Here is a 15,504-nt window from a genome sequence, read left to right as displayed (position 1 = left end):
AATCGCCGGATCGTCATTGCGCGCATGGCTGAAGCACCCATTGCGGCAGATACTGCGCGAACAGCACGAAGGTCGATAGCAGACCGACCAGCGTCGCGACCTGCGCGAGAAAATGCGCGCGCGCGGTGCTTTCCGCGGTGGCATCCGGTGGAAACAGGCCGCCCATCCAATGCCGCCACGCGCCGACCGTCGCCGCCGCGCTCAACACCGCGCTCGCAAGCGTCACGGCGTGCAGCATCCAGGTCGTGCCGGCATCGCACGATCGCGGCACCAGCGCATAGGTCAGCGACAGATTCGAGAGCGTCAGGAAAGGCGCGAGCAATAGCGCGGACCACACTGCCATGTCGATCTCCTCACAAACGCGGCGCCCAGTAGACGACTGCATAAATCGGCAGCCAGCTAAGCACGACGAAGTACCAGTAAGCGGCGTTCTCGCTGACGTCGACATAGCGCTTGCCTTCCAGCGGCCCCGTGAACAGCAGGACGTCGAGCACGGCTGTGTCGAACGTATCGGTGATCAGGTGAACGGTATGCAAGCCCATCAGCATCCACAGCACGGACCCATAAGCGTTGTCGTACCAGGTCACGTTGAGCGCCTTGAACTCCAGCGCCCGCACGCCGAGAAAGGCGAACGAAAACGCGAGGCACACCAGCAGCCAGAGCCGCGACGCCGCGCGATCCTCCCGCTCGGCCGCGCGCTTCGCGAGATGGTTCGGCAACATGCTCACGACGAGGATCGCCGTATTCACGCTGCCCCATAGCAGGCCGGGGCCTGGCGCGTTCATCGGCCAGACGGATGCGAGCGTGCGCAGATAGAAGTACATCATGACGGCGATGGCGAACACCGTCCCCTCTATCACCATCAGTCCCATCGTTCCCCACCACATCAGGCTGCGATGGCTGAAGCCATACGTCGGCAGCTCTCCGACGTGGATCGCCTTGCGGGCCGCGCGCGGCCGACCCTCGGCATAGCGCTCGTCAACGGTAGTCACGGGCGTTTCTCCAGCGCGAGATGCTGATCGGTTTCGCGCCGCCGCGGCCAGAACCACGCGGTCATTGCGATAGCGACGGGCACCGTGCCCCACACCACCGCCCACGGCGTGAAGATTGAGCCAATGAACAACACGGTCGTCGCCACGGCGCTCACGAACGGCCAGATGTTGGGCATCGGAAAGACCGGCCGATGATCCGGCATCGCGTCGAGAACGCTCGTCACCAGCACCTGCCGGCTATTCGAATCCAGTCCGCTGACGGTGGAAGGTTCGCGCGGCGCGTCCCACAGCGGATAGCCGCTATGCACGACCGGCACCTTCACGAAATTGCCCGCGTGCGGCGGCGACGCGGTGCTCCATTCGAGCGTTCCGGCGCCCCACGGATCGTCGCCGGCAACGAGTCCTCGTCGACGGCTATGCAGCACGTTGACGATAAACAGCAGCACGCTCACGGCGATAATCGACGCGCCGATCGTCGCGGTCAGATTCATCGTGTCCCATCCCATTCCGGACGGATACGTGTACACCCTGCGCGGCATGCCATGCAGCCCGAGCAGATGCATCGGAAAGAATGCGACGTTAAAGCCGATGAAGAACAGCCAGAAATTCCAGCGCCCGAGCGTCTCGTCGAGCAGGCGTCCGGTGAACTTCGGAAACCAGTAGTAGAACGCGCCGAATAGCGGAAACACCGCGCCGCCGATCAGCACGTAATGCAGATGCGCGACGACGAAATACGTGTCATGCACCTGATAATCGAGCGACACCGACGCGAGCATGATGCCCGTCAGCCCGCCCAGCACCAGAATGAAAAAGAACGCGAGGACGAACAGCATCGGCGTCTTGAAGCTGAGGCGTCCGGTCCATAGTGTCGCGATCCAGCAGAAAATCTGGATCGCCGAAGGCACCGCGATCATAATGCTCGCCGCCGTAAAAAAGCTCTTGCCGAGATCGGGCAGATTCGTCGCGAACATGTGGTGAACCCACAGTCCGAACGATAGAAACGCCGTCGCGATCAGCGCGAGCACCATCGCCGGATAGCCGAATACGGGCCGTCGCGAGAAAGTGGGAATGATGCTGGAGATAAAGCCGAGCGGCGGCACGAAGATCAGATATACCTCCGGGTGCCCGAAGAACCAGAAGAGATGCTGCCAGAGCACCACGTCGCCGCCCTCGCCGGGGTTATAGAAATGCGTGCCGACAAGCCGGTCGAGAATCAGCGCAGTACTGCCAAGCATCACCGACGGCATCGCGAACAGCACCATGAACGACGTCACGAGCACGCTCCAGACGAAGAGCGGCATGCGGTTGAGCGTCATGCCCGGCGCGCGCATCTTGAAGATCGTGGTGATCAGCACGATGGCCTCCAGCAGCGCGGACAACTCGGTGAAGGTGATCATCTGCGCCCAGAAGTCGATGCGCTTGCCCGGCGAATAGTCCGGACCCGAGAGCGGCACATAGGCGAACCATCCGGCGTCGGGACCGATGTCGAGTGCGAAGGCCACATACAGCATCAGTCCGCCGAACAGGAACACCCAGTACGCGTATGCGTTCATGCGCGGAAACGCGACGCTGCGCGCACCGATCATCAGCGGCACGAGGTAGACGGCGACCGCCTGCATGACCGGCACGGCGAACAGGAACATCATCGTGGTGCCGTGCATCGTGAACAACTGGTTGTACATGTCGGGGCCGACAAGCCGGTTGCCCGGACGCGCAAGCTGCAGGCGCATCACCAGCGCGAGGATGCCGCCCGCGACGAAAAAGCCGAACGTCGTGGTCATGAAGCGGCGGCTGATCGTCTTGTGATTGATCGCGGCGAACACGCCCAGGAAGCCCGGCGGGTCGCGCCAGGTTGCTTCGAGCCTGTCGGCTTCCTGCGGGTCGGTTTGCGGTTCGTCGATCACGTCGAACCGGTCCGTCATCGAGGCATGATTCATCTGAGCGTCGCCATGTAGGCCAGCAGCGCGTGCAGTTCATCGGGCGCCAGCGGGTTGGGAGGCATCACGGTGCCGGGCTTGATGCGCTGTGCGTCGACGATCCAGCCGGCGAGGTGTCCTGGTGTATTCGGCAGCGTGCCCGCAGCCAGCGTCTGCCTGCTTGCAACATGAGTCAGGTCCGGCCCGAGCACCGCGTTCGCACCGATGCCCTGCACCGTGTGGCACATCGCGCAACTGTGCGTGAGGAAAATCTGCTCGCCGCGCGTTTGGAGTTCGTTCGACGGCGGCGGCGCATCCTGGCGCTGATGCGCGAGCCAGGCCGCGTATTTATCCGGTGTCTCGGCGATCACGAGGAACGACATCAACGCATGTTCGTAACCGCAGAACTCGGCGCACTGGCCGCGATACTCGCCCGCGTGGTCCGCGCGAAAACGGATCGTCGCGGTGCGGCCGGGAATCAGATCTTTTTTGCCGTGCAGATTCGGCACCCAGAACGAGTGAATCACATCCGACGATTTGAGCGTGACGAGCACGGGCTGTCCGACCGGAATGTGCATCTCGTTGGCCGTAATGAACACGTTCGACGCTTGCGGGTCGTTGTACCGTATCTCCCACCACCATTGATGCGCGGTCACTTCGATCTGCACGGCATCGCGCATCGAAAGCCGCGCGAGCGCGCGGTCGGTCAGCACGTCGGCGAAAATGAGGCCGAAGAGCAATACCGTCGACACGATCGTCGCGACGATGACCGCCCTTCTCAGGCCAGGTTCCGCGACCGCTTTCGGACCCACGGCGGAGTCCGCCTCGGTCGACATATCGGCGGGCGTTTCGCGCGTGCCTCGCGGCGCGCGCCACAGCGCCCAGAAGAAGGCGATCAGCACGGCGGCGAAGACTGCCGTGCAGACAATCACCGTCAGATTCAACAGATCGAGGATGGTCCTCGCCTGGACACCGGCCGGTCGCAGCGCATCCTGCAATGGCGCGGCCCACGCCGACTGAACGGTTGCCGTTGCGGTTGCGATGGCGGCAGCGCCGGATAGCGGAAGAACGACTCGCGCAGTCATGTCAGTGCTCCGCGGCGGGCGGCGCCGAAGAGCGCTTCGGCTCTTCCGGCGGGCGCCGTTGTTCGGGCTTGCCGGCCTGCAGACTGTCGCTGCGCGGTGGTTCGATATCGGAGCGCAACTGGCCGCTCATCGAACGGACGTAGGCCACGATTTGCCAGATCTGATCGTCGGAAACGTGGCCGCCGAACGCCGGCATGCCGTTCGGCCTGCCTTGCTTGATGGTCGTGAACACGCTGGCCGGGTCCGCGCCGTAAATCCATTTATCGTCCATCAGCGCCGGACCCGAATCGCCGCTGCCTTGCGCGTGACAACCACTGCAGTTGTACGCGCGAAACAGGCGCTTGCCTTGCGAGACCGCGTACGCGTTATTTTCATAGGGATTGCTAACGGTAGCGCTCACAGCGGCGGCCACGGGTTGAGTCGAGCTCGTCGTCACGGCGGAAGCGACCGGTTGTATCGAACTCATGGTCACCGCGGACGCCGCCGATGCAGCCGGAGGCGGCGTGTGCAATTGCCGCTGCTCGCGTTCGCAGCCCGCGAGGCACGCGACGCTCGCGATCACGACCGGCGCGATGAGCCAGAGCGCCCGAGGCATCTGTCGACGAAAGCGGGCGGCTGTCATCGCGCACTCTCCCTCGCAGCCGACGACACTGCGCGCGGCGCGTCCACGCGAACCACGTTGTAGTCCGCGAGAATAGCATCGATCTCCGCGTGCCGACGATCGAGCGCCGCTTGCAGTTCATCGCGCAACGCCGGCTTCGCGCGGTTCACGCCGACCGCCACCGAGAATTCGAACGGCAGCGCCGAACCAGCCGGCGGGCGGGCCCGTTCGACTGTCAGCGGCACAGCGGCGCGAGTCGCGAAGTACGCAAGCTGCGGACCCCAGCCAAGCGCGACGTCGATGCGGCCCGCCGCGATGTCGTTCACCATGCGCTCGCTCGCGGGGCCGTCGCCGTAGACGGTATAGCCGGTCACGTTGTCGGTCGCGCCCGCACGCGCGAGCGCGTAAGCGGGCGGCGTCGCCGCGAGGTCGTCGCCGATCAGTTGCACGCCGATGCGGCGCTGCGACAGCGCGCGCGGCTCGAAGCCTTCGAGTGGCGGGTCCGCCGCGCGTTGCACGAACACATAACTCGACCGATAGTAAGGCCGCGTCAGCAGCAGACGCTCGAAGCCGTCGGGCACGCCGATGAACACATCGCATAAGCCCGCGCCGACCGTCTTGCGCACGAACCCGCGGCGTTGCGGAAGCCACGCGTAAGTGAGGCGCAGATGCAGGTCGCTTGCGAGCACCTGCGCGATGCGGTTTTCGAAGCCGCTGCCGTCTTCCTTCGAATACGGCAGATTGTCGGGATCGGCGCAGACGCGCAGTTCGGTCGCGCCGGACGCGGCTTCGTCGACAGGTCGATGAGCGCATGCGCCAAGCGCAACGGCGAGCAAACCCAGCACACCGAAAATAACCGCACGCGGCAGCCCACCGCAACGCCGCACAACACACATTTCAAGGAAGCGCGAACACATAGAGCGTGCCCCCCTTGGTCGTGCGCTGCGGCAGATCGCGCATCGCGTTGACGAAGCCCTTCGCCCCGGTGCCGTCGCGCGGATCCAGATTGTTCGAGACGATCGCGCCGGCCCATCCGCCGACGCCCGCGAGGATCGCGATGTATTCCTTGCCGTCCGGGCCGCGATACGCAACCGGCTGGCCGATGATCCCGGAGCCTGTCTTGAACTGCCACAAGAGCGCACCGCTGCGCGCGTCGACGGCTTTGAACCAGCCGTCCATCGTGCCGTAGAAAACGACGTCGCCGGCCGTGGCAAGCGCCCCGCTCCACACGGGAAAGTCTTCCTTGATCGACCACGCCTTCTTGCCCGCAATCGGGTCCCACGCGGAGAACTCGCCGCGATTGCCACCGGGCCCGGCGTACATTTTCGTATCGACGCCCACGTACGGCGTACCCGCGATGTAGCTCGTCGCGTAAGCCTCGGCGTCCTCGCACAGATTCTGGTGCGGGATATACAGCAGGCCCGTGCGCGGCGACCACGCGGACGGCTGCCAGTCCTTGCCGCCAGGCGACACCGGACAGATGTTGCGCACCGAATGGCCGACCTTCGGTTCGGTTGCCGGGTTGTATTTCAACAGCCCCGTCCTGAGATCGACGCCCTCGCTCGTCGTGATATGAACAAACGGTTTCGCCGACAACACTTCGCCGGTCAACCGGTCGAGCATGTACACGTAGCCGTTGCGATCCGGATGCACGAGCACTTGCCTCGGCTTGCCGCCGACGGTGAGCGTCAACAGCACATTTTCGTTGACGCCGTCGTAGTCGTGCAGATCGTGCGGGCTCCATTGATAGAACCAGCGCGCCTGCCCCGTGTCGGGATCGCGCGCGAAAATGCCGGCCGTCCATTTGTTGTCGCCGGGACGCTGCTCGGGATTCCACGGGCCGGGGTTGGCGGTGCCGTAATAGATCAGGTTGGCGTCGGGGTCGTAGGAAATCCAGCCCCACACATTGCCGCCGCCGATCTTCCACGCACCGGACGGCCAGGTCGTCACGCCGAGGTCCTTGCCCTTGTCCTGTCCGTACCAGGGCTTGAACTGATCGCCGATCAGCACGTCGCTGTCGGGCCCCGTGCTGTACGCGCGCCAGACGATGCGGCCGGTCGCGGCGTCGAGCGCGGTCAGCCATCCGCGCACGCCGAGTTCGCCGCCGCTATTGCCGACCAGCACCTTGCCTTTGACGACGAGCGGCGCCATCGTTGTCGTCTCGCCGCGGCTGATGTCGCCGAGCCGCGTGCGCCACAATTCCTTGCCGCTCGCGGCATCGAGCGCGATGGTTTGTGCGTCGAGCGTGTTGATGAAGATTCGACCGTCCGCATACGCAGCGCCGCGGTTCACAACGTCGCAACACGCGACACCCTGCGCGCTCGCGTTGGGCGCCGGATCGAACTGCCATTTGACGGGAGCGCCGGGTTTCGTCAGATCGAGCGCATACACGCGATTGGGATACGGCGTGACGATGAACATCGTATTCGACACGACGAGCGGCGCCGCTTCCTGGCCGCGCAGCACGCCGGTCGAGAAGGTGAACGCGGGCTTTAACCGGCTCACATTCGATGTGTTGATTTCAGCGAGTTCGCTGTAGCGCGTGTTCTGGTAATTCTTCGCCGCCATCGGCCAGTCGCCGTCGCTGGTCTGAGCGCAGGCCGTCGAACCATAGGCGAGCGACGCCGCCGCTAACGCCGCCATCAGGTTCCGTACCGGTCTGGCCCACGCCATGATGCGCTCCCGTTGCAAGGCACTCGAGGCGCATCCAGCAAAATTCGTGCATGAGGGTGAGATCGAAGCGGCAGCGGCGTGTGAGTCGAACTGGCGGCGTCGATCACGCTGCTTTAGTGGCAGCAATAGCAACTGGTCCCGGACTATTTTTCAACGCATACCGGGCTGGAATGGTGTCGCAGGCTTAGCCGCGCTTAGCCGACCTTTTGACTGCTCGTCGACTTGGCCGACTCGAGCGCCAGGCGCCTGACGGCCTCGACCGCTGCCTCGAGCGGAGCTATTTCGTCGCGCAGCGCTTCGGCGTCGTCGCTGTGCGTCGCTTCCGCGAGCGAAAGCCGGTCGCGTACCAGCAGCAGTTCTTCTTCGAGGCGCCGCACCGCGGACCACAGCGCGTCTTCGGCGCCGGAGCGCTGGCGCGACTCGAGCGACATCGCGGAAAACGCATGCCCCGTATGGCAGCGATACCTCAGCGGATACCCTTCGCCGATACGCCAGATCACGCCGCCGCACTCCGGGCAGGTCAGGCTCGTTCGGTGGCCGATCCGCTCCATTTCCGCGGGGGAAGAATAGCCGGTCGCTGCAATCTTCAGTTCCAGCGCGGCGCGCTCGCTTTCGTCCATGTCGATGCGCCTCGGTGTGCGGTCTGTCAAGGCTCTGACGATGGCCGGACCGATGTCGTCAATCGGCGCGACCACGTCGGGGGGAACAGCTTTAAGCGCAGCGTCGGGCATGTCGGGCGCTGCGCAAGTCGACGGGTCCTGCACGATGGTGAAGCCGCCGCACGCGTGAATCGCCTTCAGTCCCGCCGCGCCGTCGTCCAGTTTGCCGGTCAGCACGACGCCGATCGCGCGAGCGCCATAATTGACCGCCGCCGAACGAAACAGCGGATCGGCGGCCGGGCGCGCGAAGTTTTCCTTGGGTCCGGTCGACAGCACCACCGTATCGTCGCGCAGCAACATGTGGCGGTCGGGTGGCGCGACGTAGATCGTGCCCTTCTCGATTGCTTCGCCGTCCGATGCATGGACTACCGGTAGCCGGCTGTCCGACGCAAGCAGATGTGGCAACTGGCTCGGCCACGTGCCGACGTGCATGACGATGAACACGCTCGCCGGAAGATCGGCCGGCAGCACGCCGACGATCTTCTTCAGCACCTGAAGGCCGCCGAGCGACGCTGCAACGACGACGATGTCCCGCCCATTCGAAATCTTTGCCATGAATGCCCTCCGCTGGAGAGGAGCAGCAAATGGCAAGCCTGTCGTCCGGCGCGCGCCGCCTTTTTGGCTGCGCACGCGCGCAATCGCCATCAGCTCAGCTTAAAACCAGTGTCATGACCGCCTGACGGATTGTCCTTGCCTCGATGATTCAACCCATTGCCTGCGGCACTACGGCTACGGGATTCGCCCGTTATCGCGTGCCGACTGTCAGCGCCCTGAAAAGCATCTGATGGTCGAACGGCTTCTGACAACGCTCGTACTGACGATACTCTCCATCGACGGCGTCCGCGCCATAACCGGTCACGAATACAAAGCGGATATTGCGCGACACAAGCGCATCTGCGACCCGGTATGACTTCTCGCCGTTCAGATCCACGTCGAGAACCGCAACGTCGACCTGCTCCTTGCCTTCTTCGATCATGGCCACCGCTTCCTGCGCGCCCGAGATGGGACCGACGACACTGGCTCCCGCGTCCTCGAGCGCACTCGACAGCGCCAGCGCAACCAGGTAGTCGTCTTCGACCACCATGACTCGCCGGCCCTGCAGCAATTTGGCGACACTGCCCATTTCTATCCCTCCTGCGAACCGCTGCGCACGCGTGGCGATGGCAGCGGTATCTCAATGTGACATGAGACGCCGTCGGTCTTGAACGCGAGTTCAGTCGTTGCATGCAGCGTGAACTTCAGCGCTTTCTCGATCAGCCGCCGCCCGAACCCCGTTCTCGACGAGTCGGGCACTGAGCGCAGACCGCTCTCGGTCCAGTCGATCACGAGCGAGGCGGCACCGGACGCCGTATTGCGCACGTCCCATGTGACTTCGAGCCGCGCCTCGCAATCCTTGAGCGCGCCGTACTTGACGGCATTCGTCGCCAGTTCGTGCAACACCAGCGCGACCGTCTGCACGTTGCGGAATCCGAGCGGCACAGGCGGACCGGCCACGGCGATCCGCTCGCTGTCCGCGACCCCCAATGCCTCCAGTTCCAGCCGCACGATGTCGGTCAGATTGATGAGATCGCCGTTCGCTTCGCCGATAAGTCCCTGCAAACGTCCGAGCGCCGCGAGACGGCTGATGAACGTTTCGAGCGAGGGAGCGGCCGGAAGCGTCTGCTGTGCGATCGACTGGATGACAGCCAGCAGATTGCGGGTGCGATGCTGCAACTCGGCAATGAGGACACTCTGCCTTTCTTCAGCATGGACCATTCCCGTGACGTCGACGAACGCGACGACGACGCCGTCCGTTGCACGGTCGCCGTTGCGATACGGCGCGAGGCGGATCAGAAAGTGCGTCAGCCCGTCGTTGCTGCTCACGTGCCGTTCGCGCGGCGCATTGGTGCGAAAGACGGTCGCAATGTCCTTCTCGAGCCCCGGCAAATCGAGGCGGCTCGCGAGTTCGGTGATCGGCCGGCCGCGATCCGTCGGGCGAATGTGGAAGATGCCGTTCATCGCCGGCGTGAACGAACGGATCACCAGGTCGCGATCGAGAAACACGGTCGCAACCGACGTGCTTTCAAAGAGATTCTGCAGATCGGTGTTCGCCCGGTCGAGCGCTTCGATCTTGCCGTTCAGTTCGAGATTGACGGTATGCAGTTCCTCGTTCAGCGAAACGAGTTCTTCTTTCGACGCCTCCAGTTCTTCATTGGACGACTGCAGTTCCTCGTTGACCGACACGAGTTCCTCGTTCGACGATTTCAGTTCCTCAAGCGCGGTTTCGTATTCCTCGATCATCGACTGCAAGCGTTCGCGCGTGTCGCGCAATTCTTTTTCGGCTTCGGCCACCGTGCCGTCACGCGGCAACTGCGCGCGCGCGATGGCTTCTTCGCGGCTCAGACCCGGGCCTTGATCCGCGAACACGACGAGGTACATTCGCTCGTTCTGCGGGTTTCCGTTCAGCGGCTCGACCGTCAGACTGAGGATCTGCACGCGGCCGTCTTCTCCCTCGACCGCGACGCCGTCGCGCGTCACCGCTCTGCCCGATTCGACCGCTTCGCGGAACACCGAGCGCAGGTCGAGGCCGAGACCCTTGCGCGCCATCGCAAAGAGCTGGCGCGACGGGACGCCAGGCGCGGCTTCCAGATACTTGCCGGTGCGGCTCGAAAAGTAGACGACGTCGCCGTCGCGCGTGGCGAGCACGTGCGGCGGCGTGAACCGCTCGAGCATGTGCGTATCGACCGTATGACGCATTGCGCCGCTGCCGAGCACGGGCCGGCCGGGCGCGAGCGCGGCCGGATGCCCGACGCGCAGCGCAGAGACGGTCATGGGCAAACGGATCTGCGGCGACACGTCGGCGCGACGGCGGAAGATCCGGTGCTTCTTCTCGACAGCCACGAACAGTTCGTCGAACTGACTGACGTTCTCCGACGTGCCGAGAAAAAGGTAGCCGCCCGGACGCAACGCATAGTGAAACGTCGGGATCACCTGGTTCTGCACGTCGGCGCCGAGATAGATCAGCAGGTTGCGGCACGACACGAGGTCGATACGCGAAAAAGGCGGGTCGCGAATCACGCTATGCGGCGAGAAGATGCAGAGATCGCGTACGTCCTTGGCCAGTACATAACTGCTGCCCTCGAGCCGGAAAAAGCGCTGCCGGCGTTCCTCGGAAACGCCGTCGAGCAGCGCTAACGGATAACGCGCCGCGCGTGCCACCGCGAGCGCGCCGTCGTCGATGTCGGTTGCGAAAATCTGCACGCGCGGCGTATCGGCCTGGCCGTCGAAATGCTCGCGCATCAGAATCGCGATCGAATAGACTTCTTCGCCGGTCGCGCAGCCGGGCACCCACACGCGAACCGTGTCGGCCGAACTGCGCCCCTCGAACAGCTTGGGAATCACGACGCTCGCGAGCGTCTCGAACGCCTGCGCATCGCGAAAGAAACTGGTCACGTTGATGAGCAGATCGCGGAACAGAGCCGTGACTTCTTCGGAGTCCGTGGATAGCCGCGCCACATAGGCGTCGGGCGTGTCGATCTCCAGAACCTGCATGCGCCGCTGCACGCGGCGCACGAAAGTCTTGACCTTGTAGCCGCTGAAATCGTGTCCGACCTGGTTGCGCAAAATCGCATAGATCGCTTCGCGCGCCGCGTCGAACTCCGAAGTTTGAGCTTGCGCGGTCGCGTTTCCGGCCAGGCCCTCGAGCATGAACGCGCCGGTCGCGAAAGTGGCGAGCTTTTCGCCCATCTGTCCGACCGGCACGGCGAAATCGACGAGTCCAGTGGCGATTGCACTGCCCGGCATGTCGGAATGCTGCGGGCCGAAGCCGTCAGCCGCCTGGGCGAGCGTCAGTCCGCCGCGCTCCTTGATGGCCTTGATGCCCAGCGTTCCGTCCGAATCCCCGCCGGACAGCACGACGCCAGCAGACAGTTCGCCGAACTCCGCGGCGAGGCTGCTGAACAGAACGTCGATCAGCTTCCGTTCCCGCCGATGACTATCCTGCGGCTGAACATGAAGCGCGCGTTTCTCGACGCTCAGCACCGCGTCGGTCGGTAACAGGTACACGTTATCGACTTCGATCTGCATGCCATCGGTAATGACGTGCACCGGCAACGACGTAAATCGCGCGATGATTTCCGGAAGCAGGGCTTTCGCGGTCCGGACTCAAATGCGTGACGATCACGAATGCAAGGCCGGGGGCTTGCGGCATGCCGCGGAAAAATCCTTCGAGTGCTTCGACAGCCCCCGCTGAAGCGCCCACGCCCACTACTGGAAAGTTATTTGCTGGCATCATGACTTCTCCGCCAGCAGAGCGCGTTCCCGCGCACGGGCGCGCTGCTTGCGCTTGAGGCTCGCGGTGCCGTCGCTGTCGTCCGCAACCGCGCGGCCGGGGGTTCGTTCCTGAAGCAGGCGCAGGCCCGCGCGCACGACTTCGCTGGCCGTGCCATAACGGCCAGAGGCGATTTCTGTTTTGATAAACGAAGCGAGATGCTCCGTCAGGCTAATGCTTATTGCGTACTTGGCCGGCATGGCGTTTCGAATCGCGAGGGTGGTTGTTTATACTACCCTTGCGATTCCCACCTGGCATGAATTTTTGCAGACGTTTCCGACTTGGCGGCGCTTGAACGCGGTTCTACGGCCCGAGCAAATTCCGCAGTCCCGATGCCGTCACCGGTCGCGAAAACCAGAAGCCTTGCGCCTCGTCGCAACCGAGCGTCTGCAATTGTGCGGCCTGCTCCGGTGTTTCGACGCCTTCGGCCGTGACGCGCAACTCCAGCGCATGCGCCATCGCGATGATCGCGCCGACCAGTGCAAGACTTTGCGGATCGTTGCCCATGCGCGCGACGAACGAGCGGTCTATCTTCAGGCGGTTCAACGGAAAACGCGTCAAATAGGCGAGGCTGGAATAGCCGGTGCCGAAGTCGTCGACGGCAATTTCCACCCCAAGTTCGCGTAACGCGTGCAAGGTTTCCAGCGCCTGGTCCACGTCGCCGAGCAACGCGCCTTCGGTGATCTCCACTTCCAGGTAAGACGGATCGAGCGCGGCCTGGTCGAGCGCGTCGCGAATCGTGTCGAACAGGTCCGGCCGCCGGAACTGCTGCGGCGACACGTTGACCGCCACGCGCGGCAAGTTGCCGGTCAACCGCCGCAGCCTGCCCGCTTCGCGGCACGCGGTGCGGATCACCCACTCGCCGATCTGCTCGATCAAGCCCGACTCTTCGGCGACCGGCACGAATTCCGCCGGGCTGATCATGCCGCGCTGCGGATGATTCCAGCGCAGCAGCGTTTCGACTTGCGCGATGCGTCCGTTGGCGAGCGTCACCTGCGGCTGATACACGAGGTGCAATTGCCGGCGCTCCAACGCTTCGCGCAGCATCGTCTCGATCTGGAAGCGGCGCGCGGCCTGTCCTTCGAGCGCCGTCGAAAAACGCCGGACCGCATTGCCGTTCACCGCCGACGCCGCCGACAGCGCAACGCCCGCGCGCCGCATGAGCGTGGCCGCGTCGCCGCCGTCGTCCGGATACGCGGCGATGCCGATGCTCGCCGCGATGTTGAGCGCCGTGCCGCCATAGTCGATCGGCTCGGCGATGCGCGCGAGCGCCTCCGCGGCGAATGCGTCGGCGGCGGCGCCGGTTTCGTTGATCAGCAGCGCGAACTGCGTGCCGCCGATCGACGCGATCGTGCCGTCGTTGGGAAAAAGTCCACGCAAGCGTTCGCCGACGATCTGCAGCACCAGTTCGGCCGCATGCAGGCCGAGCGCATCGCGGAGCTTACGCAGATGATCGAGTTCGGCGATCAGCACGGTAAAGGAAGCGTGGCTGCGTGCGCAGCGTGAGATCGTCAGCTCGAGACGTTCGGTGAAGAGCGTCTGATTCGGCAGACGCGTGACGCCGTCGTGATGCGAGACGTACCAGAGGCGCGCCTCGGACTGCGCATAGCGCGTCATGTCGACGACCACGCCGACGTAACGCGCGTCGGACGCGTGGCAGGCTGTGGCGTCGGAACATGCAGGCAGCGGCGACAGCGCGAGTACGACGCGCACCGGCGTGCCGCTGCGTCGCCGGTACGTCCATTCGCCCTCGTAGCGAGCGTCGATGTCCGCGAGCGACGGCAGTTCGGCGCGGCGTCTCGTGAGTTCGGCGGAATCGTGCAGCGATTCGAAGCTGCGCCGGCCGATCAGTTCGTCGGCGCTCCATCCGGTCAGCTTTTCGAGCGCCGCGTTGACGAACTGAAAGGTGCCGCGCTCGTCGCAAATGAACATGCCGAAGGGAGCGGCGGTCAGTGCGGCGGCTAGTGCCGAGGCCGGCGCTTCTTGTGCAAGACGCGACTCAGCTTGCGTCCCGCCGGCGTGGGTCGTGTTCAAAACGCGGTGTCTGTGCGGTGACTACGACGCGCGCGGCAATGCCGCTTCGATGAAGACCGCGCACAGCGCCTCCATGCCCTTCGCGTCTTCTTCGTCGAAGCGCGCGAGGACCGGGCTATCGACGTCCCATACGCCGATCAGCGTGCCGTCGGGCGCGACGAGCGGCACGACAACTTCCGATTGCGACGCCGAATCGCACGCGATGTGGCCGGGGAATTCGTGGACGTCGCGCACGATCTGCGTCTCGCGCGTTTGCGCGGCCGTGCCGCAGACGCCTTTGCCGAGCGCAATGCGCACGCACGCCGGCTTGCCCTGGAAAGGCCCGACCACCAGTTCGCGGCCGTCATGAAAGTAAAAGCCGGCCCAGTTCAGATCGCTCAACGAATGGAACACGAACGACGAGAAGTTGGCCGCGTTGGCGATCCAGTCGGTTTCGCCGGCGAGAAGCGCGCGCGCCTGCGCGACGAGTTCTTCGTATTGCGCGGCCTTGGGCAAGTGCGATGCGGAGGAGACTTCGAACATGAGGGGTCCGTGATGAAGGCGGGAAACGATGCAACGTGGCGCTCCAGTGTAAAGCAAGCAGCTTGCTCGATCACTGGAATGCGGCCACTACGACTCGACGCCGACGATCACGCTCGACGCCTTGAAGATTCCCGTCGCCGCCTGGCCGACCGCGAGGCCGAGGCGCTCGACGCTCTCGTTGGTCACGATCGCGGCGATCTGCGCGCTGCCCGCGCCGATCGTTACTTCGGAATTCACCGCGCCGGTCGTCACGGCGGTCACCGTGCCCGCGATGCAATTGCGCGCCGACACCTGGTCCTTCGATACGTCGACCATCACGATCACCGACGATGCCTTCACCAGCGCAAACGCCTGCTTGCCCACGGCGAGCCCAAGCGTTTTAGCGCTGCCGTGCGTGATGATGGCGACGATGTCGAGGCCGTCGGCGGTTCGCAGCGTGACCTCGTCGTTGACGGCGCCGTGCGTGAGCTGAACTATTTCGCCTGCGAACTGATTGCGTGCGCTCGTTTTCATGTTGGGCTCCTTTGGAGTTTGGGAAGCGCTGATGTGTTGCTTTAGCTGGCGGTCAAGTGTAATGGAAGGCGCAACGCCGTATCATCGTGCCCTTGCAGTCTCCCTTGCACTCTCTTTGCCGAACTCATGTCTTTAGCCGTTCCTTTTCGCGTTGTGCGCGTTGTTTATTTTGGGCGCGTTGTTTATGTTGTGAGCGTTGT

15 protein-coding genes are annotated in these 15,504 nt (G+C 64.1%); all 15 read right to left on the bottom strand.

Annotation, left to right across the window (positions count from 1 at the left end; genetic code table 11):
• Positions 1–13 precede the first annotated feature (13 nt).
• Positions 14–343, bottom strand: a complete 330-nt coding sequence (locus P0D87_RS24935; RefSeq protein ID WP_029969942.1) for a hypothetical protein — start codon at positions 341–343, stop codon at positions 14–16.
• A 10-nt stretch (positions 344–353) separates the two neighbouring features.
• Positions 354–992, bottom strand: a complete 639-nt coding sequence (locus P0D87_RS24930) for a cytochrome c oxidase subunit 3 (protein WP_053857759.1) — start codon at positions 990–992, stop codon at positions 354–356.
• A complete protein-coding gene (ctaD, locus tag P0D87_RS24925; protein WP_053858979.1) occupies positions 989–2,914 on the bottom strand; it encodes a cytochrome c oxidase subunit I in 1,926 nt (641 codons plus the stop codon). The genes P0D87_RS24930 and ctaD overlap by 4 nt, the downstream gene beginning before the upstream one ends.
• An 11-nt stretch (positions 2,915–2,925) precedes the next feature.
• A complete protein-coding gene (coxB, locus tag P0D87_RS24920) occupies positions 2,926–3,993 on the bottom strand; it encodes a cytochrome c oxidase subunit II (protein ID WP_171800282.1) in 1,068 nt (355 codons plus the stop codon).
• 1 nt (position 3,994) lies between these two features.
• On the bottom strand, positions 3,995–4,615 hold the full coding sequence (locus P0D87_RS24915) for a c-type cytochrome (RefSeq protein WP_053857758.1): 621 nt from the start codon (positions 4,613–4,615) through the stop codon (positions 3,995–3,997).
• A complete protein-coding gene (locus tag P0D87_RS24910; RefSeq protein WP_321175789.1) occupies positions 4,612–5,439 on the bottom strand; it encodes a substrate-binding domain-containing protein in 828 nt (275 codons plus the stop codon). The genes P0D87_RS24915 and P0D87_RS24910 overlap by 4 nt, the downstream gene beginning before the upstream one ends.
• A gap of 52 nt (positions 5,440–5,491) precedes the next feature.
• Positions 5,492–7,267, bottom strand: coding sequence for a methanol/ethanol family PQQ-dependent dehydrogenase (locus P0D87_RS24905; protein ID WP_029969950.1), 1,776 nt, complete (start codon positions 7,265–7,267; stop codon positions 5,492–5,494).
• 194 nt (positions 7,268–7,461) lie between these two features.
• Positions 7,462–8,481 (bottom strand): chemotaxis protein CheB, encoded by a 1,020-nt coding sequence (locus P0D87_RS24900; protein ID WP_053857755.1) that lies wholly within the window; start codon positions 8,479–8,481, stop codon positions 7,462–7,464.
• Between the two features lie 190 nt (positions 8,482–8,671).
• Positions 8,672–9,049 (bottom strand): response regulator, encoded by a 378-nt coding sequence (locus P0D87_RS24895; protein ID WP_006048337.1) that lies wholly within the window; start codon positions 9,047–9,049, stop codon positions 8,672–8,674.
• 2 nt (positions 9,050–9,051) lie between these two features.
• Positions 9,052–12,012, bottom strand: coding sequence for a CheR family methyltransferase (locus P0D87_RS24890; protein WP_408637070.1), 2,961 nt, complete (start codon positions 12,010–12,012; stop codon positions 9,052–9,054).
• A complete protein-coding gene (locus tag P0D87_RS24885; protein WP_408637072.1) occupies positions 11,972–12,196 on the bottom strand; it encodes a chemotaxis protein CheB in 225 nt (74 codons plus the stop codon). The genes P0D87_RS24890 and P0D87_RS24885 overlap by 41 nt, the downstream gene beginning before the upstream one ends.
• Positions 12,196–12,435, bottom strand: coding sequence for a type II toxin-antitoxin system ParD family antitoxin (locus P0D87_RS24880; protein WP_006048339.1), 240 nt, complete (start codon positions 12,433–12,435; stop codon positions 12,196–12,198). Before P0D87_RS24880 ends, P0D87_RS24885 begins: the two co-directional genes overlap by 1 nt.
• A 103-nt stretch (positions 12,436–12,538) precedes the next feature.
• Positions 12,539–14,188 (bottom strand): putative bifunctional diguanylate cyclase/phosphodiesterase, encoded by a 1,650-nt coding sequence (locus P0D87_RS24875; RefSeq protein WP_053858977.1) that lies wholly within the window; start codon positions 14,186–14,188, stop codon positions 12,539–12,541.
• Positions 14,189–14,290: 102 nt separating this feature from the next.
• Positions 14,291–14,791: a free L-methionine (R)-S-oxide reductase MsrC gene (gene msrC / locus P0D87_RS24870; protein WP_006048341.1), complete on the bottom strand. Its 501-nt coding sequence runs from the start codon at positions 14,789–14,791 to the stop codon at positions 14,291–14,293.
• Positions 14,792–14,878: 87 nt separating this feature from the next.
• Positions 14,879–15,304 (bottom strand): TOBE domain-containing protein, encoded by a 426-nt coding sequence (locus P0D87_RS24865; protein WP_006048342.1) that lies wholly within the window; start codon positions 15,302–15,304, stop codon positions 14,879–14,881.
• Between the last annotated feature and the right edge of the window lie 200 nt (positions 15,305–15,504).

This window comes from Paraburkholderia sp. RL17-368-BIF-A, assembly GCF_046054045.1.
GTDB lineage: Bacteria > Pseudomonadota > Gammaproteobacteria > Burkholderiales > Burkholderiaceae > Paraburkholderia > Paraburkholderia graminis.
Note: the sequence above shows the minus strand (reverse complement) of the source record. Positions and strands in the feature narration are given on the sequence as shown.